The 25,517-nt window shown below is 40.5% G+C and carries 11 protein-coding genes and 5 pseudogenes; 9 read left to right on the plus strand and 7 right to left on the minus strand.

From position 1 onward, the window contains the following. The first annotated feature begins 193 nt into the window (after positions 1–193). From pglX to brxL, 5 genes and pseudogenes are all read left to right on the plus strand, one after another. Positions 194–3,829 (plus strand): BREX-1 system adenine-specific DNA-methyltransferase PglX, encoded by a 3,636-nt coding sequence (gene pglX / locus AC6IZ0_RS12630; protein WP_497723200.1) that lies wholly within the window; start codon positions 194–196, stop codon positions 3,827–3,829. Between the two features lie 39 nt (positions 3,830–3,868). Next, the gene (locus AC6IZ0_RS12635) at positions 3,869–5,773 is read left to right on the plus strand and encodes an AAA family ATPase (protein WP_497723201.1); all 1,905 of its coding nucleotides are present in this window, start codon (positions 3,869–3,871) and stop codon (positions 5,771–5,773) included. A 58-nt stretch (positions 5,774–5,831) separates the two neighbouring features. Then, positions 5,832–8,420, plus strand: a complete 2,589-nt coding sequence (gene pglZ, locus AC6IZ0_RS12640) for a BREX-1 system phosphatase PglZ type A (RefSeq protein WP_497723202.1) — start codon at positions 5,832–5,834, stop codon at positions 8,418–8,420. Between the two features lie 110 nt (positions 8,421–8,530). After that, positions 8,531–8,932 (plus strand): four helix bundle protein, encoded by a 402-nt coding sequence (locus AC6IZ0_RS12645; protein ID WP_497723204.1) that lies wholly within the window; start codon positions 8,531–8,533, stop codon positions 8,930–8,932. 191 nt (positions 8,933–9,123) lie between these two features. Continuing rightward, positions 9,124–11,141: pseudogene (brxL, locus tag AC6IZ0_RS12650) on the plus strand (protease Lon-related BREX system protein BrxL). Between the two features lie 38 nt (positions 11,142–11,179). Here the strand turns inward: brxL and AC6IZ0_RS12655 are convergent. Continuing rightward, positions 11,180–12,013 (minus strand): alpha/beta fold hydrolase, encoded by an 834-nt coding sequence (locus AC6IZ0_RS12655; protein WP_497723207.1) that lies wholly within the window; start codon positions 12,011–12,013, stop codon positions 11,180–11,182. Positions 12,014–12,571: 558 nt separating this feature from the next. Further along, positions 12,572–12,976, minus strand: a pseudogene (locus AC6IZ0_RS12660) (1-acyl-sn-glycerol-3-phosphate acyltransferase); the annotation flags it as partial. A 458-nt stretch (positions 12,977–13,434) separates the two neighbouring features. Here AC6IZ0_RS12660 and metG point away from each other — a divergent pair. The 3 genes from metG to lptC all read left to right on the plus strand — a co-directional run bounded on the left by metG (position 13,435) and on the right by lptC (position 17,081). Then, positions 13,435–15,036: a methionine--tRNA ligase gene (gene metG, locus AC6IZ0_RS12665; protein WP_497723208.1), complete on the plus strand. Its 1,602-nt coding sequence runs from the start codon at positions 13,435–13,437 to the stop codon at positions 15,034–15,036. Positions 15,037–15,195: 159 nt separating this feature from the next. Then, the gene (locus AC6IZ0_RS12670) at positions 15,196–15,825 is read left to right on the plus strand and encodes a LabA-like NYN domain-containing protein (protein ID WP_271731361.1); all 630 of its coding nucleotides are present in this window, start codon (positions 15,196–15,198) and stop codon (positions 15,823–15,825) included. Further along, positions 15,825–17,081 (plus strand): LPS export ABC transporter periplasmic protein LptC, encoded by a 1,257-nt coding sequence (lptC, locus tag AC6IZ0_RS12675; RefSeq protein ID WP_497723210.1) that lies wholly within the window; start codon positions 15,825–15,827, stop codon positions 17,079–17,081. The genes AC6IZ0_RS12670 and lptC overlap by 1 nt, the downstream gene beginning before the upstream one ends. Before the next feature lie 237 nt (positions 17,082–17,318). Here lptC and AC6IZ0_RS12680 read toward each other — a convergent pair. The 5 genes and pseudogenes from AC6IZ0_RS12680 to AC6IZ0_RS12700 all read right to left on the minus strand — a co-directional run bounded on the left by AC6IZ0_RS12680 (position 17,319) and on the right by AC6IZ0_RS12700 (position 22,333). After that, a pseudogene (locus AC6IZ0_RS12680) lies at positions 17,319–18,650 on the minus strand (D-alanyl-D-alanine carboxypeptidase). Between the two features lie 89 nt (positions 18,651–18,739). After that, on the minus strand, positions 18,740–19,810 hold the full coding sequence (locus tag AC6IZ0_RS12685) for an LOG family protein (RefSeq protein ID WP_271731358.1): 1,071 nt from the start codon (positions 19,808–19,810) through the stop codon (positions 18,740–18,742). 266 nt (positions 19,811–20,076) lie between these two features. Then, a pseudogene (gene trxA / locus AC6IZ0_RS12690) lies at positions 20,077–20,399 on the minus strand (thioredoxin). Positions 20,400–20,751: 352 nt separating this feature from the next. Then, positions 20,752–21,916: pseudogene (locus tag AC6IZ0_RS12695) on the minus strand (GuaB3 family IMP dehydrogenase-related protein). A 219-nt stretch (positions 21,917–22,135) separates the two neighbouring features. Beyond that, positions 22,136–22,333, minus strand: coding sequence for a hypothetical protein (locus AC6IZ0_RS12700; RefSeq protein ID WP_497723212.1), 198 nt, complete (start codon positions 22,331–22,333; stop codon positions 22,136–22,138). Between the two features lie 394 nt (positions 22,334–22,727). Here AC6IZ0_RS12700 and AC6IZ0_RS12705 point away from each other — a divergent pair, with 394 nt between their 5' ends. Further along, positions 22,728–25,118, plus strand: a complete 2,391-nt coding sequence (locus AC6IZ0_RS12705; RefSeq protein ID WP_497723213.1) for an endonuclease MutS2 — start codon at positions 22,728–22,730, stop codon at positions 25,116–25,118. Positions 25,119–25,517 lie beyond the last annotated feature (399 nt).

Below are 25,517 nucleotides of genomic sequence, written 5' to 3' on the forward strand. Positions count from 1 at the left end.
AAAGTCGCTCAGGGTTGCGGTGGTTGAGCGTAGTCGAAACCACCCCCGGCGAAAAGGTCGGTGATTCTTGACAGTTCAGAATAAAAATTATCTGTTAAAATCTTATACAACATCCTCTTAGTAACTAAAAACACAGGTTTTTAAATTATCTCAGCATTATCTCAGCATTATCTCAGCCAAAACTTTAACTGTCATGAATCGCACTACTGTTAAAAACTTTGCAAATTGGGCGCGTGGTTACTTAAAGCAACAAATAACAGTGCGTGCTGCTCAATTCGGTATCACTCAGAAAAAAATCATAGAACCGCAACCTGTTTCTGGCGGTTTATTGGTAGCTGGACAAATCCTTAACGCTACAGAAGCTAACCAATATCAACAGTTAAGATTACGTTTAGATGAATTACTACAACAGCAGGACAACGCCAAAACTCCAGGGGAGAAATTAGCTAAAGCTGTGGAATCATTAATTGATGAAATTGCTTACACCTGGTTTAACCGTTTCGCAGCATTGCGGTTTATGGAGGTAAACAGGTACATTGGGCGGGTGTTGAGTAGTAGCGACCCGAATTTAGTAGACCCTGATATTTTGCGGGATGCTTACTCTATTGCGGAAATGGAAGAGTTACCAGGGTTAAATTTAGCAACACTCACCCAGTGGCGTAAGTTTGCTAGTCGAGAACCTAACCCCGATGGGTATATTTATCGTCGGATGTTGTTAGCTCAGTGTGAAGCTTTATCAGCTAGTGTTCCCACGTTATTTGACAAAGAGAAAAATTATCAAGCTTTATGTTTACCTATAAATCTGCTTAATCAAGATTCAATTATACGGCGACTTGTTAAGGATATTGCTGAGGAAGATTGGCAAGATATTGAAATAGTAGGTTGGCTATATCAGTTTTATATTTCTGATCGTAAAGATGAAATAATTGGGGCAAAATCTAAAATTGAGGCTAAAGACATCCCCGCCGCCACCCAATTATTTACCCCCCGGTGGATTGTCCAGTACATGGTAGAGAATAGCCTAGGGCGGTTGTGGTTAGAGTCTCACCCAGAGTCAAATTTACGGGAGAAAATGCCCTATTTTTTAGAGGGTGGGAAATTGGGCGATGTTGCTGGTGAGTCATCGGTGATTAATTCTGTGGAGACAGCAAGGGAAACAAAAAAAGAACCTTTACTTGAACTTCTTGATCAAGCTGAAAAAACCTCTTTACCTTTGCACTCTCCCAATACCTCCCCTATTCTTCCCCAGACTCCCCAGGAATTAACGGTAATTGACCCTGCTTGTGGTAGTGGACATATTTTAGTATATGCCTTTGACTTGTTGTTAGAAATTTATAAGGAACAGGGTTATTTAGAAAGAGATATTCCCGTACTGATTTTAACTCATAACTTATATGGTTTAGATATTGATGAGCGGGCGGTGCAGTTGGCTAGTTTTGCAGTTTTGATGAAAGCACGGGCGGTTAATTCGCGGATTTTGCGGAAACCTCCGGCTTTAAATATTATGACTGTGCGCTCTACTCGTAGTCAGGTTTTACCTCCAGTAGCTGAATTAAATCCTGAAGATTGGGAACCTTTACTAAATGCTTTTGAGGATGCGGATAGTTTAGGTAGTTTGATAACGCCACCAGATTTTGATGCTGATAAGTTGCGTAAGCAATTAGATGATCTCCAGGGGAGTAATCCTATTTTTCAGGAAAGTGTTATTCCGTTATATAATTTGATTTCTCAAGCTGAGTTGTTGAGGAATAAGTATTGGGTTGTGGTGGCTAATCCACCTTATATGGGTAGTGGTTCTTTTAATGATGTAGTTAAAAAGTTTGTTAATAAAAACTATCAATATGGTAAAGGAGATTTATATGCTTGTTACATTATTAGAAATATTGATTTTTGCCTTGAGTATGGTTCAATTGCAATGCTAACAATACCTAATTGGATGTTTTTATCAAGTTTTGCAGAATTACGTAAATTAATTTTAGAAACAACATTTTTAGAAAGTTTAGTTCATAATGGTCGTGGTGTTTTCGGTTCAGATTTTGGTAGCTGTTCATTTGTTATTCGCAACAAAATTTATTACGATGGATTAGGTGTATTTAAAAAATTATTCGATAAACAGGGAAGTGTAGCTAGTAATGAAGAATTAGAGCAAAGATTTTTCAATAACAGCAATTATTATACTAAACCTGCTGATTTTGCAAAGATTCCGGGAAGTGCGATCGCTTATTGGTTATCTGAAAAAATGGTTTGTTTATTTAATAAATATGAAAAAATCAGGGATATAACTGTTTCTGATGGACAGAATAAAACTGGATCTAATGATAGGTTTTTGCGATACCATTGGGAGTTGTTTTCAGAGAACATCGGCAGAGATGTTAAATGGCGATTTTATGCAAAAGGCGGTGGTTTTAGAAGATGGTTTGGTAATTTAGAATCAGTAGTTAATTGGTCAAAAGAGGCTATATTTCATTATCGTAAAGATCATGTTTGTAGAGTTATACCTGAGTATTTATGGTATAGGGAAGGTATCACTTGGGGTTTAATCACTTCATCAATTCCTAGTTTTAGAATACTACCCACATATGCAACATTTGATGTTGGTGGTTCATCAGTTTTTTTTAAAAACAATGATCAAATAAGACCTACGCTTGGTTTATTAAATTCAAAAGTTGCTCTTAAGTTATTAGAAATTTTTAATTCTACACTTAATTTTCAAGTAAGAGATATAAGAAACTTGCCTTATACAAATGGATATAGCCAATCTGAAATAACATCTACTGTTATTCAAATGGAAAACATATCAAAACAAGACTGGGACAACTTCGAGACCTCCTGGGACTTCCAAACCCACCCATTATTACGCCACAACACCAAACACCTCAGCGAAGCCTTTGACATTTGGCAAAACCAAGCAGAAACCGCATTCCGAGAACTGCAACACTTAGAAGAAGAAAATAACCGCTACTGGATAGAAGCCTACGGACTGCAAGAAGAACTCACCCCAGAAGTACCCGACGACCAAATTACCATCCGCAGAGCCGACCTAAACAAAGATATCCGTTCTCTCATTTCCTACGCCGTCGGCTGTATGATGGGACGCTATAGCCTAGATCGCCCCGGACTCATCCACGCTGGTCAACCCTTTGACCCCGGACTACACCAAACATTTACCCCCAGCAGTAATGCCATCATACCCATCACAGACCAAGCATACTTTGATAAAGATATTGTTACCCAGTTTGTGGAATTTATGCGAGCTGCATACAGTCCCGACACCCTCATGGAAAACCTCAACTTTATCGCCAACGCCCTCACCCAGAGAAATAATGAAACCCCAATAGACCGCATCCGGCGCTACTTCCTCCAAGAGTTCATCTCTGACCACATCCAAACCTACAAAAAACGCCCCATTTACTGGTTATTCACCAGTGGTAAAAAGCGAGCCTTTGGCGCATTAGTCTACCTCCACCGCTACAACCAAGACACCCTCGCCCGTCTGCGGATGGATTACGTATTAGAATTACAAGTAAAGCTAGATGGGGAAATGTCCAGAGCGCAACAACAATTAGACAGCGCCATGGCCAGCACCACCACCAAGAAAGCAGCCAGTAAACGCCTTAAAGAACTACAAGACCAACAATTAGAACTAAGGGACTACCAAGCCAAACTCCAACACCTAGCAGATACACGCATTAAAATTGACCTCGATGATGGAGTAGCATATAATTACACCCTGTTTAAGGGGTTAGTTTATGAAGGTACAGATTTAAAAATGGCAGATTTAGAAAAAGCATCAAAATGGAAAACGGATCTTTTAAAACACAATAAATAATTGAAAATTTATTATTTTACTTTAATATAGGACTCTACAATGTTAGACAAAATTCATATTCAACGGTTCAAAAAATTTCAGGATTCCGAAATATTTTTATGTCCTTTTACAGTTTTAATGGGTGAAAATAGTTCAGGTAAAACAACAGTATTGCAAGCAATTAATTTAGCTCTAATCAGTTTATATAAACATCAATTCGTTTACTTAGATACAAGTAACAACCTAAAAATAAGAGATAGAGGCGTAGGCTTATCATTGCTACCAGGACTAAATATATCTGACTATAAAGAGGTATATTACGCGAAAAAATTTGCAGGAGGGAGAACAAGAGGGACTGGTGGAACTAACATAGATATTTTTGACAACAAAAAAAATATTTACAAACTACAAATTAGGTCTTTATATGGAGGGTTTAATGTTAAATGTATTTCTCAAGAACACGACTTAAACAATAATCCAGAATTACATTTAAAAGCACCATTATTTATTTCAGGATTTGTTGGGCTGCTATCATCAGAAGAACGAGCTTTTCCAGTAGCAATACAAGATAGGCTCCGTTCTGGACAGGTAAGTGCAATTATTAGGAATTTATTACTGGACACGATGGAACAGTCCCCAGGTAAATTTAATAGTTTAAAGCGTAGATTACAAAGAGATTTCAATTTTTATTTAGATCTTATTTCCTTTGATCAAAATAGAGACTTAAACATATCTGCATACTATAGCGACTTATGTGCCGAACAGAGAATTTCACTTGATTTTAATTCTTCAGGTAGCGGCTTCATGCAGGTTTTACAAATACTTGCACCGATTTATCGCTTCTGTCCTGATAAAGCTACAGTTGTATTGCTTGATGAACCTGATGCTCATTTACACCCCAATTTACAAACCTCTTTGGCTAATACATTACGTGACATACAAAAGGAGCTTGGGATTCAAATAATAATTTCTACTCATTCTCCATCAATTATTAGAGCAGCTGATCCATCAGAAGTAATTCCTGTTACTTCACAACAACAAGTAAATAAACCTTTGACCAATGCCTTTGATGTCGAAGACAAAATATTAACTCTAGTTGGTAACTATGATTTGGGCAAATCAGTAGTTAGTGGCAAATTAGTTTTTATTGAAGATTCTAATACATCTATTCTTGAAACATTTGATAAAGTCTTAGATACTAGATGTTTTTCAGGAGCAAACACAGTACCTCTATTAAAGGGTAAAGGCAAAGATGATAAAGTTCCTTTTCAAATAAATAAAGTACTTAATAAATTTGTTGGTCGTGATGTTGAAATTCATTTCATTAGAGATGGCGATGGGCTTCCTTCAAATTGGCGGGAAAAGCTGGTTGAATATGCCAATAAAAATAATGTAATTCTACATCAGCTAGAAAGGTATGAAATAGAAAGCTATTTACTTTCTCCTGGGTTAATATTTAAGGCTTTGATGAATAAACACCCTAATCCTAATCCACAAAAAAAGATACCTAGTGAGGAGGAAATTAGAATTAAAATAATAGAGTTACTTAAGGAAACTATATCCATGAGTAAATATAGTTATGATGACAACTTAGAAGATAGTATCTACAAAACAGCTTTGTTGTTAAAATTAGATGAGTACCGTAATCCTCAAGTTGCCAAAAGTGAATCCAAGGAGAAGCGAGAAAATTACGAAACATATAAAACATTTGATAAATTAATAATTTTTGGAATGGGGAAAGAAGCTTTGACAGGTTTAATGTCATGGGTAAGTAAAGATTTAAAATTAAATTTATCGAAAAACGATATTCTAAATTGTATTGAGCCTAGTGATATACCAGAAGAAATTAAAAAGATATTGGATCAATTAAAGTCAAAAGAATCTAAACCTGCACCGACAAATTTGCCTGTAGTAGAACAAGAAGAAGATAATGAAGAAGAAATTGAAGAAGAGGAAGTTGAGTAACAGAAAATTTTGAAATAATTTACATTTGAAATATTTTACTACTGCTTCAATTATTTAAATGAACACCACTCGTATCCAAAGCCAACTAGAAAACATCTTCCAAGATTCCGCCCGTTGGTCTCACTCACAAAGGCGGATAGTGTTTTGGTACGACCCCGATCAGCAATTTACCAGCATCTTCAACGAACTGCAAATAGAAGAAGTGGAAAAACTCCAACTTGCTGATACTCCCTTCACCGTCAAATATCGCTTACTGATTGAATACCCCAATCAAAACTTTCTGCTGTATGCTCCCTTCCCTGAACCAGAACCCCAAGAAAATTGGCTGTTAGATATCCAAAAAAGCGGTTTCACCTTTTCCGCTGACTCAGCAGCTTTAATTTATGCTGATTTAGGACTACATCAGCGACGTTTAGAAAAAACCATTCGTCAACACTTAAAATTCTTCAGCCGTAAAAACCGGGCTGAAGACCTGCAAGCAATGGCTATTTCTCCTGATAGCGATGAACGGGGATTATTTTTAGCCATGTTATCGGTTCTCGCAAATTTAAAAGTCCCTGATCCTAGTGGTTTAATTCGCCAGGTACTATTGCAAGGATTATTAGAAACTGATAATCCCCTATGGTCTGAGATTGTAGAACTTGTTTCCCCACAAGCCTTCTGGGATATTGTTCAAGAACACACAGGTTTTGCTTCCCCCAACCCCAGCTTAAACAAATTATGTATACATTTACTGATTACCCATTTCGCTAAATCTTTACATGGTGAGCTTCCTGGACAGTTAGCAAACAAAGTTATCACCCCAGGACAAAGAGCTTATGCTTTTATTGACCAGTGGATGCGAGATCAACAAGATTCCCCTGGATGGCAAAAATTAAGTGGTGAAATAGCAGACCAGTTGCATATTTTTGATGTGATTGAAAATGAATCACCAGCAATTTTATATGAAGCATCTAGTTTTGAAGCTGTAGATCTGGTGTTAATTCGCGCTTGTGTGAAAACCCTGCAAACTGGTTTTACTCAAATCTCCACTCCCGGAACAGAAACACCAACAGTGGAAGTAACCCCTTGGAAAGACTGGTTAAAAGCCCGTTATACTTTGATTTGGTTTCCTCGGTATGAGAAAATTTATCAAGCTTTGGAAGCTGCGATCGCACTTTGGGAGTTACGACAGCAGTATTTAGGTGGATTTCGCCAACCTGCGCCAGCTTTATTCAAAGCTTACGCCAGTGATTTACACCAATTTGACCAAGCATATCGCCATTTTATCTTTGCTAGCGATCAAGCTCAAGGGGATATTCTCAAAGCATTAATTGAAGATATAGAAAACTTTTACACCCAATGGTTTTTAGATAAACTAGGTTCAGCCTGGTCAGATGCTCTGGGTGACAGTTGGGAACTAACAGATATTCCGCCACAGCGGGGATTCTTTCGTAGATATGTATCACCAATTTTAGCCCGGAGCGACAGAGAAAAAGCCTTTGTAATTATTTCCGATGCTTTGCGCTACGAAGTCGCCGGAGAACTAGCAACAGTCATTAAAACAAAAGTCCGGGGCGAAACCAGCCTAGAACCGGTTTTAGGTATTTTACCCAGTGTTACCCGCTGGGGGATGGCAGCACTTTTACCAGGTTCAAAGTTAGAATTAACACCAGATAATGATGATGTATTGCGGGATGGTATGAGTACCAAAGGCACAGCAGCCAGAGAAAAGGTACTCAGCCAAAATGGCGGTGTAGCAGTAACAGTACTCAATGCTAAAGACTTGCTACCTATGAATACTGAGGCGGGAAGGGCAGCAGTGCAACCTTATCGCCTAATCTACATCTATCATAATATCATTGATGCCATTGGAGATCAAGCATCTAGTGAACACAAAGTATTTTCTGATTGTCAAACAGCAATAGACGATTTATTGAGATTAGTCAAAAAAATTTGTAACTCCCTTAATGGTACAAATGTGATTATCACTGCTGACCACGGCTTTTTATATCAACGTCGTCCCATTCAAGAAGCAGATAAACGACCCATCCCCAGTGATGAAGCTCTCTTAGCAAGTAAACGTCGCTACTTATTAGCAACCAAACCGGTAAGTGATAGTACCCTACTGCATTTCAAGTTACCCTACACAACAGAAAATCTTTTTGCCATAGTCCCCCGTGGGTCATTACGCTTTGCTGTTCAAGGTGCAGGGTCACAATTTGTACATGGTGGTGCATCTCTACAAGAAGTTTGTGTACCTGTAATTACTTACCATCACCAACGAGCAGTTAAAAAAAATGAGGGACAACCCAGAAAGGTGGGGGTACAGGTGAGTGCTACGGTGCGCAGGGTGACAAATAATCGATTTAAATTAATATTAGTACAAACTGAAGCTGTAGAGGGCAGATGGCGATCGCGTCAAATTACCGTGGCTTTCTATGACCCTCAAACCGACACCCCGATTACAGATGTAGCCAAAGTGGATTTAAACATTACAAGTCGTCATCCAGGCGATCGAGGAATTGACTTAAGATTGACTGTAAATACCGCTAGTCCTCCCACTAAGGCTGATTTAATTGTCAAAGATGCAGATGACCAGAGCGAATTGCTGCGAGAAACATGGATAATTAGTTTAGGTATTGCCAATGACTTTGGTGATTTTTGATAGCTGAATATCTAAGCTATGGCGATCGCAAACCCTTCTCCCCTTCCTCACAGGGGTAGGTTTTTTACATAGAGATTTATAATGGAGAAAGACAAGGTAGACAAGGAAGGATGGACAAAGAAGAAGAACAAAGAAGAATTAAAACCCATGAAGATTTAGTAATATATCAAAAAGCGTTTAATGCAGCGATGATAATTTTTGAGTTATCAAAACAGTTTCCTGCGGAAGAAAGATATTCTCTGACTGACCAAATACGTCGTTCTTCTCGTTCAGTATGTGCGAATTATGCAGAGGCATGGAGAAAAAGAAGGTATCAAGCATCATTTATAGCTAAATTAAATGATTGTGAATCGGAAGCAGCAGAAACCCAAGTGTGGCTAAAATTTGCAGTGAAATGTCAATATATTTCCGTAGAGGAAGGAAGAGATTTATATAGTACATACAATCAAGTTTTAAGCGGATTAGTAAAAATGATTAATCATCCAGAAAGTTGGTTAATGGGTAACAATTAAGTATTGTTCTCAATGGGGAATGTAGAACAATGTTGAAGAATAATACTCAATCAATTGCTTTTAATAGCTCTTAAAGGGGTATTTTTTCACGCCTTGGCATAACTTCCTTGTCTACTTTCCTTCCTTGTCTTCCAAGTCTTGCCCTCACGACAATGTAAAAAACCTACCCTTGTAAGCTCCCCCTTCTCCCCATGGACGACCTCAACCAAAAACTAAACAACATTTATCCTGGTAAGGTAGTACGGAAAGACCTGACAAAGCGCATCAAAGAAGGTGCAAATGTACCCGTCTATGTGCTGGAGTATCTATTGGGTATGTACTGTGCCACAGATGAAGAAACTACTATTGCAGAAGGCGTTACTCGTGTCAAAAATATCCTAGCTCAAAATTATGTTCGTCCTGATGAAGCGGAGCTAGTCAAATCCAAAATTAGAGAATTAGGACGTTTTACAATCATTGACCAAGTAAACGTCACACTCAACGAAAAAGATGATATTTACCAAGGTACCTTAACCAATCTCGGTATTAAAGGTGTAGTAATTGACCCAGAAACTGTGAAACTAAATTCTAAACTCCTAGGCAGTGGAATTTGGTGTATTTTACAAATGGAGTACGAAGGAGGGACAAAACCTAGTCCTTTTATTGTCGCCAGTCTCAAACCCATTCAAATGCCTCATGTAGATATGGATGAACTGTTTACAGGTCGTCCAGCTTTTACCCGCAATGAATGGATTGACCTGTTAATCAGGTCAACCGGACTAGAACCAACTATTGTGAGCGACGAGGTAAAATGGCATCTACTCGCGCGTTTAATACCTCTTTGCGAGAATAATTATAACTGCTGTGAACTTGGCCCCGTTCCACAGGTAAATCCCACGTTTATAAAGAAGTTTCTCCCAACAGCATCCTTGTTTCTGGCGGTAAAACCACAGTAGCCAATCTTTTTTATAATATGTCCACCCGGCGCGTGGGATTGGTCGGTTTATTTGATGTAGTTGCTTTTGATGAGGTCGCTGGTATCAGCTTTCATGACAATGATGGTGTACAAATCATGAAAGACTACATGGCTTCAGGTTCCTTTGCACGGGGTAAAGCAGAAATTACCGCTAATGCTTCTATGGTTTTTGTGGGTAATATTGATCAAAGCGTAGAATCTTTGGTAAAAACCTCTCATTTATTGGCGCCATTTCCTGAAGCCATGATTGATACTGCCTTTTTTGACCGCTTTCACGCCTACATTCCCGGTTGGGAAATTCCCAAATTCAGCCCAGAGAATTTTACCAATCAATATGGTTTTATTGTTGATTATTTAGCAGAGTGGTTGCGGGAAATGCGTAAACGCAGTTTTGCCGATGCTATTGACCGCTATTTTCGCTTGGGTAATAACCTCAAACAACGGGACGTGCAAGCAGTACGTAAAACTGTATCAGGATTACTAAAATTACTTTTCCCCGATGGTTCATTTAGTAAACAAGATGTCCATGATGCTCTAGTATATGCACTGCGAGTGCGCCGACGGGTCAAGGAACAGTTAAAGAAAATTGGCGGTATGGAATTTTATGATGTCCATTTCAGTTACATTGACCTGGAAACAATGGATGAGCATTTTGTTTCCGTACCAGAACAGGGAGGATCTACCCTCATTAGCCAAGATATTCTTACCCCTGGTCATTTGCACTTGATCAGCACTGGAGATAGTAGTATTATCGGCGTTTTCAAACTCGAACTGCAAGCAGTACCAGGTAATGGCAAGCTGACCCGGACAGGCGTAGCCAATGCTACTAAAATCAAAGACAGTTTGCACATTGCTATGAATTACTTTAAAGCTAATGCTCAACGGGTTAGCAGCAGCATTCACCCAGGTAATTGGGATTTTTTACTCCAGTTATTAGATTTACAAGGTACTGGTATCCCCCAAGAAAGCGGACTTGCACTATTCATATCTCTGTGTTCTGCTACCCTGAAACGCAGTGTACAAATACAATTAGCTATCTTTGGGGAGATGACCCTGGGTGGTACAATAACTCCAGTCACTAACTTAGCTGGTAGCCTACAAGTAGCATTTGATGCCGGTGCTAAACGTATTCTTTTACCAATGGGTAGTGCTGTAGATATTGCTAGTGTTCCCCCTGAATTGTTTGCTAAATTTCAAACCTCTTTCTACACTGACCCAGTAGATGCAGTATTTAAAGCCTTAGCAGTTGATTAAATAGAATTGAAATAGAATTGAGGGGTACCTCGCAGCGGTTAATGGGGTGTGGGTAATTGATTTTGTATTTCCTGAGAGGCTTGAATGTGGTGTTCTACAAAATTCTGATCCCGCAAGATTTTATAGAGATTAACATTGTATTCTAGTAAACAGGCGTGTCCACTGTCAGGTAATACAGCTAACTTGGTGTTAGGTAAAATATTTACTAAGCGTTCGGCTTCCTGTACAGATGGCAAAAGGCGATCGCCAGCACCAGCAATCAGCAAAACTGCTTGAGTTAGTTGGCGTAACTCAGCTTGAGTGACGTTAAATTCCTTGAGTAAAGACAATCGCCAAGTAACTGTGGCTGGGGGTACAGACCGCATGGTTTTGAGCAGTTCGTGGCGCAAATGGCGGGGAATGCGTGGTAAGGATGCTAAAAATGGCAATAACCCTAGTGTGCCAACATCATAAAAGGATTCTGGAACTAAGTAAGTTAGTTGGGATGTCCAAGTTAACCAAGGGCGCAGCTGAAAGGCTGATGCTGGGTTAATTAAGATAATCCGCTTAAATAATTGTGGTGCTTGGGTTGCTACTTTCATGGCCAAACAACCCCCAAAGGACTCGCCACACAGGTAAACTGGTCTTTGTGAGCTTTTTTGTAATTCGGTATTAATTAAGTCCAAGACGTTGTTGCTTAACTCATCCCAGGTGGTGAGGTCTTGTCTGGGGATCGCTAAACACCGCACATCAAAGCCAACTTCTAAGCCGACCGTTTGCGATCGCAATAGTTCACCAGTTCCATCCAGTCCTGGTAAATACACAAATAACGGATACTCTAGTTGGACTCGGTTAGGAGTGAGAAAACACGGCTTTAGCTCAACTTTTGGCATTGTAAAATTTAAATTCAACTTTTTGTTGTTATGGAATTACCCGGGTAAATATCCGATTTGTTCCAGATGTGATCACACTAAGAGTGTGAAGCACAATCATGCACTTGAAATTATGATAAAATGATAGCGTGGATAGTAAGACCACATTGAATATAAATGACACAGTTAAGATAAAATCAATTTATCAAAAACTATTGAATTGGTGGTTTATTTACAGATAGACAAGTGAAATTAACAGGAAAGAAAGAGTTTCACTCCTGTGTATATCAGCATATATAGGACTCCTATTTTATTTTTGAACAAGACTCAAGTACACACGGCAATTCTTCTTACCTGTTCCCTGTTCCCTGTTCCCTGTTCCCTACCTAGACAAATCAATTCAGAAACCAAACCGGATTTCTATATTGTGTTTGAGAGTTGAAATGACCATTGTAAACAGTGTTAAGTTTTAACTTGTTAATTGTGCAGCGTCAATTGCTTAAGCCTAGTTTCCTGGGTTTGTCAAAAATACCCCCTATCTAATCTTTAATGAAAAGCTTAAACTAGTAAAATAGTAATTTAATTGTGGCAATGCTTAGTTAGTTCATTCACAACATTTTTGGCTTGTTTGCCATGATATTTTCGTTAATGTTGTGGTGTCACCGAATAAGGGCGGCCAATCAACACAGCCACCCTATGATAGATAACCAAGGGATGTAAACCGGGTTGATTAATTAAATAAAAGTCCTGACGGATCAAAAAACTTTGCAGTCCCAGAGGTAAACCATGAGTATTTACTTCTGTTAGGGAAGCGGACTGACAGGTCAGCGCTTGGGCGATCGCAATTGGTAAAATTCCCAAATAAAGTAGACCACAGTCCTAAATGAGCAAATCCTCTGTGAAATTCACCTACCTCCTTGAGGCGGAGAATGTCACCATTGGCTGAGTTCCTTGAGGAAAAACACCCGCCATCTGCTTTGACTGCTCAAAAAAGCTATGCTAGCTCTGGATAGCGTCGATACCGCTAGGTAATAGCCAGAAACATCCAGGCGATTGCTGGGAATCATCAATAATTAATATGATTTTTACAAAATATGGCATATGAGCTTGACTTAATCTTTACATTTCATTCTTGATATGAAGGTAGTCTTTAGGTATATAAATTTTATGCATCAAGGTAGTTAGGTTTTTGGAGTTTAGATTTATGTAGTGACGGTGACAATCAATCTGATAGTAAAAGATAGAAAATATTACTACTAGCTAAATAATCTTTTAGGACTCAAGGTAATGGATTTATACACATTAATAAATAATTGTTACAATTCTGAATTCGCTAATAGTAATTTACCATTTGTCAAACAAGTAGTAATATTATATGATTGCGGATATTGGCCAGTAAAAGTAAGATAGAAAAGGTTAATAATTTCTTTTTTTTATTCTGTATGAATTTAGTGGATAAAACAGAAAAAACATTTGCATTGACTACGCCCCTATATTATGTGAATGATGTTCCTCACGTGGGAAGTGCCTATACAACAATAGCAGCGGACGCAGTAGCCCGATTTCACAGGCTCCTGGGGGATAGGGTGCTGCTAATTACAGGTACAGATGAACACGGACAGAAAATTGAGCGTTCAGCAGAAAGTTTAGGAAAAGCCCCACAAGAATTTTGCGATCAAATTGTGCCTAGCTTTATCAGCTTATGGCAGTTATTAGATATTCAATATGATCGCTTTAGTCGGACTACAGATTCTCGCCATGAAGCCATAGTTAAAGAGTTTTTCCACCGAGTCTGGGAAAAAGGTGATATCTACCAAGGACAACAGAAAGGTTGGTACTGTGTATCTTGTGAAGAATTTAAGGAAGAACGGGAACTATTAGAAGGACACCGCTGCCCTATTCATACTAACAAGGAAGTGGAGTGGCGGGACGAGCAAAATTACTTTTTCCGCCTATCTAAGTATCAAACGCAGCTAGAGGAATTTTACCAGTCTCGACCAGATTTTATTCAACCAGGGAGTCGTCGTAATGAAGTCTTGAGCTTTGTTAGCCAGGGTTTACAAGACTTTTCTATTTCACGGGTCAATCTGGAATGGGGTATTCCTGTACCAGTTGATCCCAAGCATACCCTTTATGTTTGGTTTGACGCGTTGCTAGCTTATGTCACCGCACTACTAGAAGCAAATTCAGAACCAACTTTAGCTAATGCCTTAGAAACTTGGTGGCCAATCAATTTGCACTTAATTGGTAAAGATATCCTCCGATTTCATGCAGTGTATTGGCCAGCTATGCTGATGTCAGCCGGTTTACCCTTACCCGATAAGGTGTTTGGGCATGGTTTTTTAACTAAAGATGGCCAAAAAATGGGTAAGTCTCAGGGTAATACACTTGATCCTGTAAGGCTAGTGGAAAGCTATGGTAGTGATGCGGTTCGTTATTACTTCCTTAAGGAAATCGAATTTGGCAAAGATGGCGATTTTAATGAAGTTAGATTCATTAATGTTTTGAATGCAGATTTGGCTAATGACTTAGGTAATTTGCTGAATCGGACGTTAAACATGGTGAAGAAATACTGTACTGGCGATGGAGTGCCAATTGCAAATGAAGCCATTAATGACGAAAATCCTTTGAAAGCGATTGGTTTAAGTCTAGGAGAACAGGTAAAACAAGCCTATGAGGCGCTAGCTTTCAACCAAACCTGTGAAGCTATCCTGATGCTGGTTCGTACCAGTAACAAGTTTATTGATGAACAAGCCCCTTGGTCACTATATAAACTAGGAAAGCAGCAGGAAGTGGAAACGGTACTGTACGCAGTTCTAGAATCTGTTAGACTAGCAGCTTATCTCCTGTCCCCAATTATTCCGAATATCAGTAGCGCCATTTATCAGCAGCTGGGCTTTGGAATCGACTTTAATGATCAAATAAAAACTTCAATGCTTGCCGGTTTTGCCACCCATGCAAAATGGGGTGTACTAACCAGTACACAATCCTTGGGTAAACCCCATCCCGTGTTCAAGCGCATAGAAACTTCAAAAAACCATTAGTCCTGTTTATTTTTCGGTTTTGTTCAAGTTCTTAATTTTGTCAAAAAACTTATCGGGGCTTAATTTATTAGCTCCGAAACCTTATCATAAGCTGTTCTAGCATATCACCTTGCTAAAGCGTATCAAATATAACAAGAATAATAATGAGGTATGAGAACAATGTTGAATAATCTAGAAAGTGACTCAATATTTACACCGGAACAAGTCTTAGAAAATCGAGGTCGTGTCGCTATCTTTATTGATGGTTCTAATCTATTTTATGCTGCTTTACAACTGGGAATTGAAATTGACTACACGAAGCTACTATGCAGATTAACTGGGGGATCTAGACTATTGCGTGCTTTCTTTTATACAGGTGTAGACAGAACCAACGAAAAGCAACAAGGGTTCTTGTTGTGGATGCGTCGGAATGGCTATCGAGTGATTGCCAAAGATTTGGTGCAGTTGCCGGACGGATCAAAAAAAGCTAACCTGGATGTAGAAATTGCCGTAGATATGATGGCTTTAGTAGATTCTTATGATACCGCGGTATTAGTCAGCGGCGATGGTGACTTGGCATACGCGGTGAACTCAGTTAGCTATCGTGGTGTGCGTGTAGAGGTCGTCAGCTTGCGCTCAATGACCAGTGATAGCTTAATCAACGTCAGCGATCGCTATATTGATTTAGAAGCCATCAAAGAGGATATTCAAAAAAACCCGCGACAAAGCTATCCATATCGACCTCTATCCAGCATGGGGTTTTTGGAAGATATCAGGGAAAGTGATCAACACTTAGAAATCCAAGATTAATGAATTATCGAAAAGGCAGGCCAGAAAAGAGGGTAAATTGTCCTAAAACAAGGCAAAATAATCAAAATTTACCTATATTGATTTTATTACAAAATCTGAAGGGGGTCGAAATAAAAGCTCACCTTTTTTACCTGCCTTTAACTTTTTTATTGTTACTTGGTTTAGTTGCTTGTGGTGGTAGATACCCAATAGCTGAACAAGCTAAAGATTCTGATTCATCTCCCCAAGAAAGTAATTTGACATTTTTCGATGTCACCTTAGAGCAAGCGGACGAGGTCGGAAAACCGCTATGGAAAGTGCGAGCTAAAAAAGCGAGATACACTCAAGACAAACTTGGTGAGGCAGAAAATCCCATTGGTCAACTATACCAAGATGGCAAACCGGTTTACGAAATACAAGCAGAAAGAGCAGATATTGAACAGGATGGTCAGCGGCTATTTCTCAAGGGAAAGATAGTGGCTACGGATCCTAAGAACGGTATTGTATTGAAAGGTAATGAATTAGAATGGTTACCTCAAGAAGATTTATTAATTGTCCGTAAGCAAATCAATGGAACTCATAAACGACTAAAAGCATCTGCGCAAGAAGCACGAGTTAAAACTCGCGAACAACGTATAGAATTTTCTGGTAGCGTAGTAGCTAGCTCCGTTGATCCCCAAATGCAAATGCGAACGGAAAATTTAATTTGGCAGATTCCAGAAGAAATATTAATTAGTGAAAGCACCATAGAAATTGACCGTTACAACAACAATCAAATTACTGACCGTGGAAAGGGAGATGCTGCGGAAATAAACTTAAAAAGCCAAATTGCCACGATCAAAAAAAACGCCCAGTTAAATTTATTAGACCCACCGACGCAAATAGCTAGTAAGTCTATGACCTGGGATATGAAAGCAGAAACAGTGAAGACTAATTCGACTCTGAGTGTTGTCCAGACTGCTGAGAATGTGACTGTAACCGCCAACAGAGGCGAAATGAAAATAGCGAATAAAATTGTGAATTTAACAGGAAATGTCAACGCTATAGGGCAACGTGGTCAGACTCTCAAATCTAATCAATTAAGTTGGTATCTCGACAAGAAATTATTAGAAGCTCAGGGAAATGTTTTTTATACTCAGATTGACCCACCAATAAATTTTACAGGTGGAACAGCCATTGGTAACCTACAAACAGAGGACATTGTAGTTAAAAGTGGGAAATCGGGTGGCAGGGTAGTAACAGAAATTATTCCTCAAGATGTTGGTACTAGTAATTAGGGAACAGGGAACAGGGAACAGGGAACAGGGAACAGGGAACAGGGAACAGGGAACAGGGAACAGGGAACAGGGAACACACCCAATACACCCAACACACCCCACCCTAACCCTCCGGTTAGGGTGGGTTCAAATAATATTCGATACACTAATCATGACTTGACAAACATCCTCTGAGAATAGTTGACACCCCCACAGGAGGGTCTAATAATCCTTGATTGTTTCAGTGTATCTACCCAATCAAGGATTATTAGCAGGGAACAAAATTGCGTTACGACTAGGGGTGCCCAATTCAGGTAAAGAATATTTAGGAGAGTTGGGAGTAATAGTAGAGGGAATATTGGGAGATACTTGCAAGCGTTGGACAAGAGCTTGTAAAAACCGATCTTGACTAGCTCGGAAGGCTGGAATTTGTCAACCACGGTTAATAATAGCAAACCAAACCAAACCGCGATCGCGTGTAGGGAAGACTCCAGCCAAAGCACTAACCTCGCGCAAAGTACCAGTTTTCATCACAGTAGCATAAGGCATATTTCTAGCTTGCATTGTTCCTCGACGGTCAAATCCAGAGGTAGGAAACAAGTCAGCTACATTAATATTGTGGGTGGTAGCTTCCCGTTGAATTGCCATTAACATAGCACAGGCAGCCCTCGGAGAAATACGATTGTCTACTCCCAGACCTGAACCATTAATTAATTGAATTTCTGCCTCCGGGACTCCGGCAAATTTGGCAGCCTGCGATCGCATTTTCGCTGTACCTCCTAGGGATTGAGCCAACATCTCAGCCATGACATTGTTACTAAAAACATTCATTTCCTTGATAAGTTGGTGTAAAGGTAAAGAACCGCGACGCATCAATAGGGTTTCTTGGGGGTTTGGTTGGGATGCTGATTTTACAATACCCGCAATCACAACTTGAGGTTTAGCTGTGCCCTTGGGCATGGTTGAATATATGTAATTTGCCTGACGAGTCCAACTTAAATGATTTAGGGCTTGCTTGAGCATCTGAGCAGCTAATATAGGATTTGGTTCAAAATTCATGGCAAAATTCCCCCTGATCACCAAATTTCCCGTTACCTGCTTAATACCCATTTGATTGAGACTATTACCCAGGGCGAAGGCTTCTTCCCAAACAAACATGGGATCACCACCACCAGTAATCACCAAATCACCTTGCAATACACCGTTAACTATTGGACCTGTAGAGCTGACCAAAGTTTCAAATTGGTGGTCTGGCCCCCAAGTTTTCAAAGCCACAAGTGAAGTAGCAATCTTAGTTAAAGAAGCAGCTGGTAGAGGTGTTGTACCTTGATGATTAGCCATCAAAATAGGTCCGGACTGTAACCAAATACCCTGACTCTCGGTCAAATTTTCCGGTACTAATTTCGTGGTAATTAGTTCCTGTAAATATTGCTGAACTGTGGTAGACCCTGCTGGATTAGGATCAGGAGCTAGAACTAAACCACGGCTATTGTGTAAAGCCAAAGTTTCCAAAGCTTCTGTGGGCTTAATTTGTACCCCAGCCATTTCCAGCCAAAGAGAAATTAAACCCGAACCTAATAATTCCAGCATCTTGATCCCCCTATATGTTTCCTGAGCTAATATACAAGTTTTTTGCTCATGATCAGTATTGACCAGGAATAATATCTGTCAAACCGCCCCTACTTTCTTTCTGGATGAGGTTTTTCTGCCACAGAAGGTGTACCCATCTGGTTAATTACCGCAATCATTTGATACAGGCGACCCAAATCACGTTGGTTAAAATACAACACCAGACGGGGTAATTCCTCGGTCTCATCTTGGTTTTCTGGGGGTAAAGCCTGACTTTTGATAATTTTTCCTTTTACCAGAATGTCGCTAAAGTTAGCATTTAATTTTTCCACCGCAGCATCAGATAAATCTGTTGATAGACGAATGACCAACTGTTCACCTACGTAACGGCTAGAGTGGTAAACTTGATAAAAATTGGTGATAGCATGACAAGCTACTTCCAGGTTATCTGTGACTGTGTAAAGGCTGGGGTCTTCAGGACTGACAAGACCTTTCTGCACAAGTTGTTTATCAATATATTCGCTCCAGGAGCGCCAATAATCTCCACCTGGATGATCAATTAAAACTACAGGAACCGGACCAAATTTACCCGTCTGGCTGAGGGTCATACACTCAAAAGCTTCATCTTGAGTACCAAAACCTCCAGGAAATAAAGCCACGGCATCACTTTCTTTGAGGAGAAACAGTTTGCGGGTGAAGAAATACTTAAAATGGATTAGCTTAGGATCACCCTCAATAAATGGGTTAGCCTGTTGCTCAAATGGTAACTGAATATTTAAGCCAAAGGAATTATTTCGCCCTGCGCCTTCGTTACCTGCCTGCATGATGCCGCCGCCACCGCCTGTCATTACCATAAATCCTAACTGACAAACAGCGCTAGCAAATTCCAGGGCTATCTGATACTCCTGTGTTTCTGGGGATAGACGAGCAGAACCAAAGATAGTTATTTTGCGGACGTGTCGATAGTCATAAAATAACTGGAAACCTCGCTCCATATCTGCTAAAGCGGCCGATAAGATTTTCCAGTCCAGACGTTCAATTTCACTGTCAGCTAAACGCACTATAGTAGCCAGTGCCTGCTGAATCAGTTGCCGATTTTTTAACGTTGGTAACCGGTCAAATAGTTCAGCGATGTCCGCCTGGAGACTCTCTAATGTTTCAAACGACGCAGATGAGGTCATGAGAACTTTCGTCACAATGGCATTACATTTTACCTAATTTTGCAATGCAATAGACAACTGCCTTGGGCAGTCGTGTTTGATAATTAGTGGTTGGTAAAGATTTATGAAAGTAAATTTTTAGAAAAGGCCTGTTATTTTAGCAGTGGTCATCTCAAACTCTTTACCACAACAGAAAATTTTTGGAGACGCGAGTTTTCGCGCCTCGCATATTGATCTAAATCTAGAGCAAATGGCAGGATCAAAAGGATGTTGATCCCAATTGAGTTTCAAAGATATTTTTCCAAAGTGTTAACTAATGTAGTTTTAGGTACTGCGCCAACTACCATATCAACTTTCTCCCCACCTTTAAAAATCATTAACGTGGGGATACTGCGGATACCGTACTTACTAGCAACGTTAGGATTCTCGTCAGTATTGACTTTCGCAACTTTTATTTTACCTTCAAACTGATTGGCTATTTCCTCCACTACAGGAGCTACCATGCGGCAAGGACCTGCACCAGGGCCCAGAAGTCAACTAAAACGGGTACATCACTCAGGAGTACTTCTTGATCAAAACTAGAATCTGTAACTTGTGCGGCTGCTGACATGCCTAAAAACCTTTGCCAATTATATTTTTGAGTTTGGTGAAAATTCTACCATAGCAAAAGCAGCAGCTTAGAGGTGAAGAATGTACATTTGCAACGAAGTTAAAGAAATTATGGATAAACATAAGGAACCGCCCGAACAGTAGTCCGGGCGGAGTGTGGTGTGAGGAGTGAACGGAAACATGCGTCTCCGCTATCTCTATTGTAGGCTACAGATTGGATTTTTCCAGGATTTTTTTAAGAGTCTGGAAAAAAATTTCTGCCAACTTTGAGTTTGGGTATGGGGTATAGGGCATGGTAGAAACTAAATAATTTATTTCTTATTAGTGATTCTCTAGTGCCTATGGGGGATTTTTTATTTACCCATGCCTAATTGTTGGGCTTTTTGGTACACTTTTCCCTCGGTTAGTAGGGAAGGAGCGATTACCACTTCTACTTGCTGCATTTCTTTGATGTTTTTGGCTCCTAATGTACCCATGCTAGTTTTCAAGGCTCCCAAAAGATTATGAGTACCATCATCTAGTCCGGACAGGACCAATGAGTATTTGTTCTAGACTGCCAGTAGTACCAACGTTAATGCGCGTACCACGGGGCAATACTGGGCTAGGAGTTGCCATTCCCCAATGATAGCCACGGCCAGGGGCTTCCGCGGCTCTCGCAAAGGGAGAACCAATCATCACACCATCAGCACCGCAGGCGATGCACTTACAAATGTCGCCACCGGTGATTAGACCGCCATCGGCAATGATGGGGATATAGTTACCAGTTTCCCGATAATAGTCATCTCTGGCTGCGGCACAATCAGCGATCGCCGTTGCTTGTGGTACACCTACGCCCAAAACGCCGCGAGAGGTACAAGCCGCACCCGGTCCAATTCCTACTAATACCGCAGCCGCTCCGGCTTTCAGTAAATTCAAGGTGACTTCATAGGTGACGCAATTGCCCAAGGCCACCGGAATGGGCATAGAACGGCAAAATTCTGCCAAATCAAGGGTAACTATCGAATCTGGGGATAAATGCGCTGTAGAGACTACTGTAGCCTGGACAAAAAATAAATCTGCTCCGGCTTTTGCCACTACCTGACCATATTTACTGGCTGCGGCTGGGGTTGCACTCACCGCGGCTATACCACCTTGCTGTTTAATTTCCTGAATACGTTTTTCAATTAATTCCGGCTTGATCGGTTCGGCATAGAGTTCTTGCATAAGGGAAACAAATTCACTTTTCCCTACAGAGGCAATCCGATCTAAAATCGGATCTGGGTCGGCATAGCGAGTTTGGATACCTTCTAAATTGATGACTCCTAATGCTCCTAACTGTGACAAGCGTACAGCCATCTTCACATCCACTACCCCATCCATGGCACTGGCAATTATCGGGATTTCTCGTTCAATATTGCCGATAGTCCACTTAGTATCTGCCAGACTTGGATCTAGTGTTCTGTTACCAGGAACTAGAGCAATTTCATCAATTCCATAAGCTCTACGAGCTTTTTTCCCGCGCCCAAGTTGAATTTCCACGCTTTAACTTTTCTCAAATCTGTTTAAGCTAGGGTATCAAATTGTGAGGGTATTTGCAGCAGTTTTTTTTGCCAGTAATGAATATGAGGATTTACCCCAGTGTCAGCGGAAATTTGAATTTTCTGTTTTTACTCATAAAAATATCGCGGTAAGTGGGAAACTCAGCGGCTTTAGCCCTGAGAGTTAAGCGAATTGGTGGTTTTAACCACCTTGGTCTTTTTAGTTTTTGGCGTGATGCGGGTCTTCAATATATCGTTTGATGACCTCACTACTAACAAGCGCTTTCTTTTTCCTGGCAATTTGTAGCGATCGCTTTTCCGCATCCAGTTCTTTTTGCTCAATTGCTACTTGCGTTGTTAACTCAACTTCCCGTTTTTGTTCAATGCAACGCTGAATATTTTCAGTTCTTAAACGCACACCTTGGGCATCAAAAAACTTATCTGGGTCATAGGTAAAACTTTCTAATATTTCGGAATTAGACTATGATTTTGGTTATTTTTTTCTTTGCACACAAGAATATATTTTTTAAAATTTTGTATAATTGAAGGTGAAATATTTAACTAATTTTAAAATTATTTGCAGGAATAATATTTAGTTTGTTTGGCAGATTTCAAACACTGTTTTATTCAAGGCGTGATTATGCTAAGATGACGCGGATTCAGGCTAGAAGTGAGGAAATACCGGATATATTTGTCTAATAGTCAACAGGGAATAATACCGTGGTCTGAGGACTGAGTAATTTTCCTCCTTGAAGAGTGAGTCCTATAGCAGCCAGAATTGTTACAATTCTTTTAGATTAGATATTGAAGCCTTGATCCAGTCTGAAACCTTAGAACTACTCGAATGGCATCGCCTCTGTCAGCATCTTTCCACATTTGCGGCTACTAAACTAGGGGCGATCGCATCACTGCATCTGAAAATACCTGCATCTCAAGCAGAAAGTGAGCAATTACTTGCCCAGACTAAAGAAGTTTACCAACTGGAGAATCGAATGACAACGGGATTGTCATTTGAGGGTGTTCAAGATATTGGCGATTCTTTAGAACGGGCAGAACTTAGCGGTATTTTAGCAGGGGATGAACTGCTAGCGATCGCTACGACCTTGGCAGGGGCGAGAAATTTACGCCGCGTCATTGATAATCAAGAAGATTTGACCGTACTCACACAGTTAGTTGCTGATTTACGGACTTATCCCGAACTAGAGCAGGAAATACACCGATGTATTGATGAACGAGGCCAAGTAACCGACCGTGCTAGCCAAAAACTGGGGGAAATTCGTACAGAAGTACGTAAATTACGCGCTCAAATTACTCAAAAATTGCAAAATATATTACATGCAAAATCGAGCGCAGTTCAAGAACAAATTATTACCCAAAGAGGCGATCGCTTTGTTATCCCAGTAAAAGCACCCCAAAAGGATGCGATACCGGGTATTGTACATGATACTTCTACCAGTGGAGCTACTCTTTATATAGAACCTAATTCTATAGTGCCTTTGGGTAACCAACTGCGACAGACTCTCAGAAGAGAGGAAGTTGAAGAAGAAGCCATTCGTCGGATGCTGACACAGCAAGTCGCAGCAGTCAAAGTAGATTTGGAACGGTTGTTAGCAATTGTGACCACATTGGATTTAGCAACCGCCAGGGCTAGGTACAGTTTTTGGTTAGGAGCTAATCCTCCCAGATTTATTAACCGTGGGGAAAATGAAGTCATTACCCTAAGGCAATTACGCCATCCTCTGTTGGTGTGGCAACAGCAGCATGAACATGGTCAAGGGGTGGTTCCAGTGGATTTATTAATTAGTCCCCATATTCGGGTAGTAACGATTACTGGACCAAATACCGGTGGTAAAACAGTCACTTTAAAAACCCTGGCCTTAGCAGCATTAATGGCGAAGGTAGGGTTATTTGTTCCCGCCCGCGAACCAGTAGAAATACCTTGGTTTGACCAGGTATTAGCTGATATTGGGGACGAACAATCATTACAGCAAAGTTTATCAACATTTTCTGGACATATTCGCCGGATTAGTCGGATTTTGAATGCTTTGAGTCTTGGGGAACAGGCAGATATCCATACCCAATCCCTCGTCCTTCTGGATGAAGTGGGAGCGGGAACTGATCCAGCAGAAGGTAGTGCTTTAGCGATCGCTCTACTACAATATCTAGCTAATCATGCCCGGCTAACAATGGCCACAACTCACTTTGGTGAATTAAAAGCGCTCAAATATGATGATCAGCGATTTGAAAATGCGTCTGTAGAATTTGATGAAAGCACACTTTCGCCTACCTACCGTTTATTATGGGGGATTCCTGGACGTTCTAACGCCTTAGCAATTGCTCTGCGTTTAGGTTTAAAACCAGAGGTGGTAGAACAGGCAAAAACTCAAGTGGGAGGAGCTACGGACGAAATTAATCAGGTGATTGCTGGGTTAGAAGCGCAACGCCGCAGCCAAGAAACTAAAGCTGCGGAAGCTCAAAGTTTGTTGCAGCAAGCGGAACGTTTATATAAGGAAGTGTCGGCAAAATCTCAAGCTTTGCAGGAACGGGAAAAAGCTTTGCGGATTGATCAGGAAGTAGCAGTACAACAAGCCATCGCTCAGGCTAAAGGTGAAATTGCCCAAGTGATTCGCCGGTTGCAAAAAGGTACACCTAAAGCCCAAGATGCTCAACAAGCAACGGATGCATTAAATCAAATTGCCCAAAAATATCAACCAAAAGCACCAGCAAAACCCAAAGTTGGGTTTAAACCCAAAGTGGGCGATCGCGTGCGGATTTCCCAGTTTGGACAAACAGCGGAAGTTTTAACTGCTCCCGATGAGGATGGTGAGTTCAGCGTTCGCTTTGGGATGATGAAGATGACGGTTAAGCTCGAAGACATCGAATCTTTGGATGGTCAAAAAGCTGAACCAGTAGTTAAACAGAAGCCCGCGGTAGTTCCTCAGCCGGAAAAACCCGCCCCAGCTATTCGCACGTCTCGAAATACAGTGGATTTGCGTGGTAAACGGGTAGCAGATGCGGAAATTATCTTAGATCAGGCAATTTCTGAAGCTACAGGGCCAATCTGGATTATTCACGGACATGGTACGGGTAAGTTACGGCAAGGAGTTCACGCCTTTTTGCATCAGCACTCCAGAGTTAGCCACCACCAACCAGCAGAACAAGTAGATGGTGGTAGTGGTGTCACCATTGCTCATATTAAATAATTGACATCTCCCCTGGTTGAAACACAGGGGATTCTAAACTGATGTTGCTACGCAGGCCTAAGCCATGCTACGCAACGTTTACAACGTGATTTACTTAATTTAATAGATTAGGTAAATTACGTCGTTTTGGGACTGTCAAAGCTCCCCTACCCACCTTGGCTAAGGTCATACTTAGCTGTGTGGCTACTTAAGTTGGCATCTTTTGGGTTTTTCACCATATTTGCTGATGTTTTCTTATTTTAAGTGAACAGAAATGCTTTGTAAATACCTGTCAAAACCTTTTTGTTAAGGATACGACAGGATAAATCCTGTTGAGTCACGTTTCATCCCCTCGCGAAAGCGTAGGGGTTCTCACGCTCCCACTATATTCTGATAGGCAATAAATATCATGGGTGCGGG

The sequence above is a fragment of the Anabaenopsis sp. NIES-4685 genome (assembly GCF_059725405.1).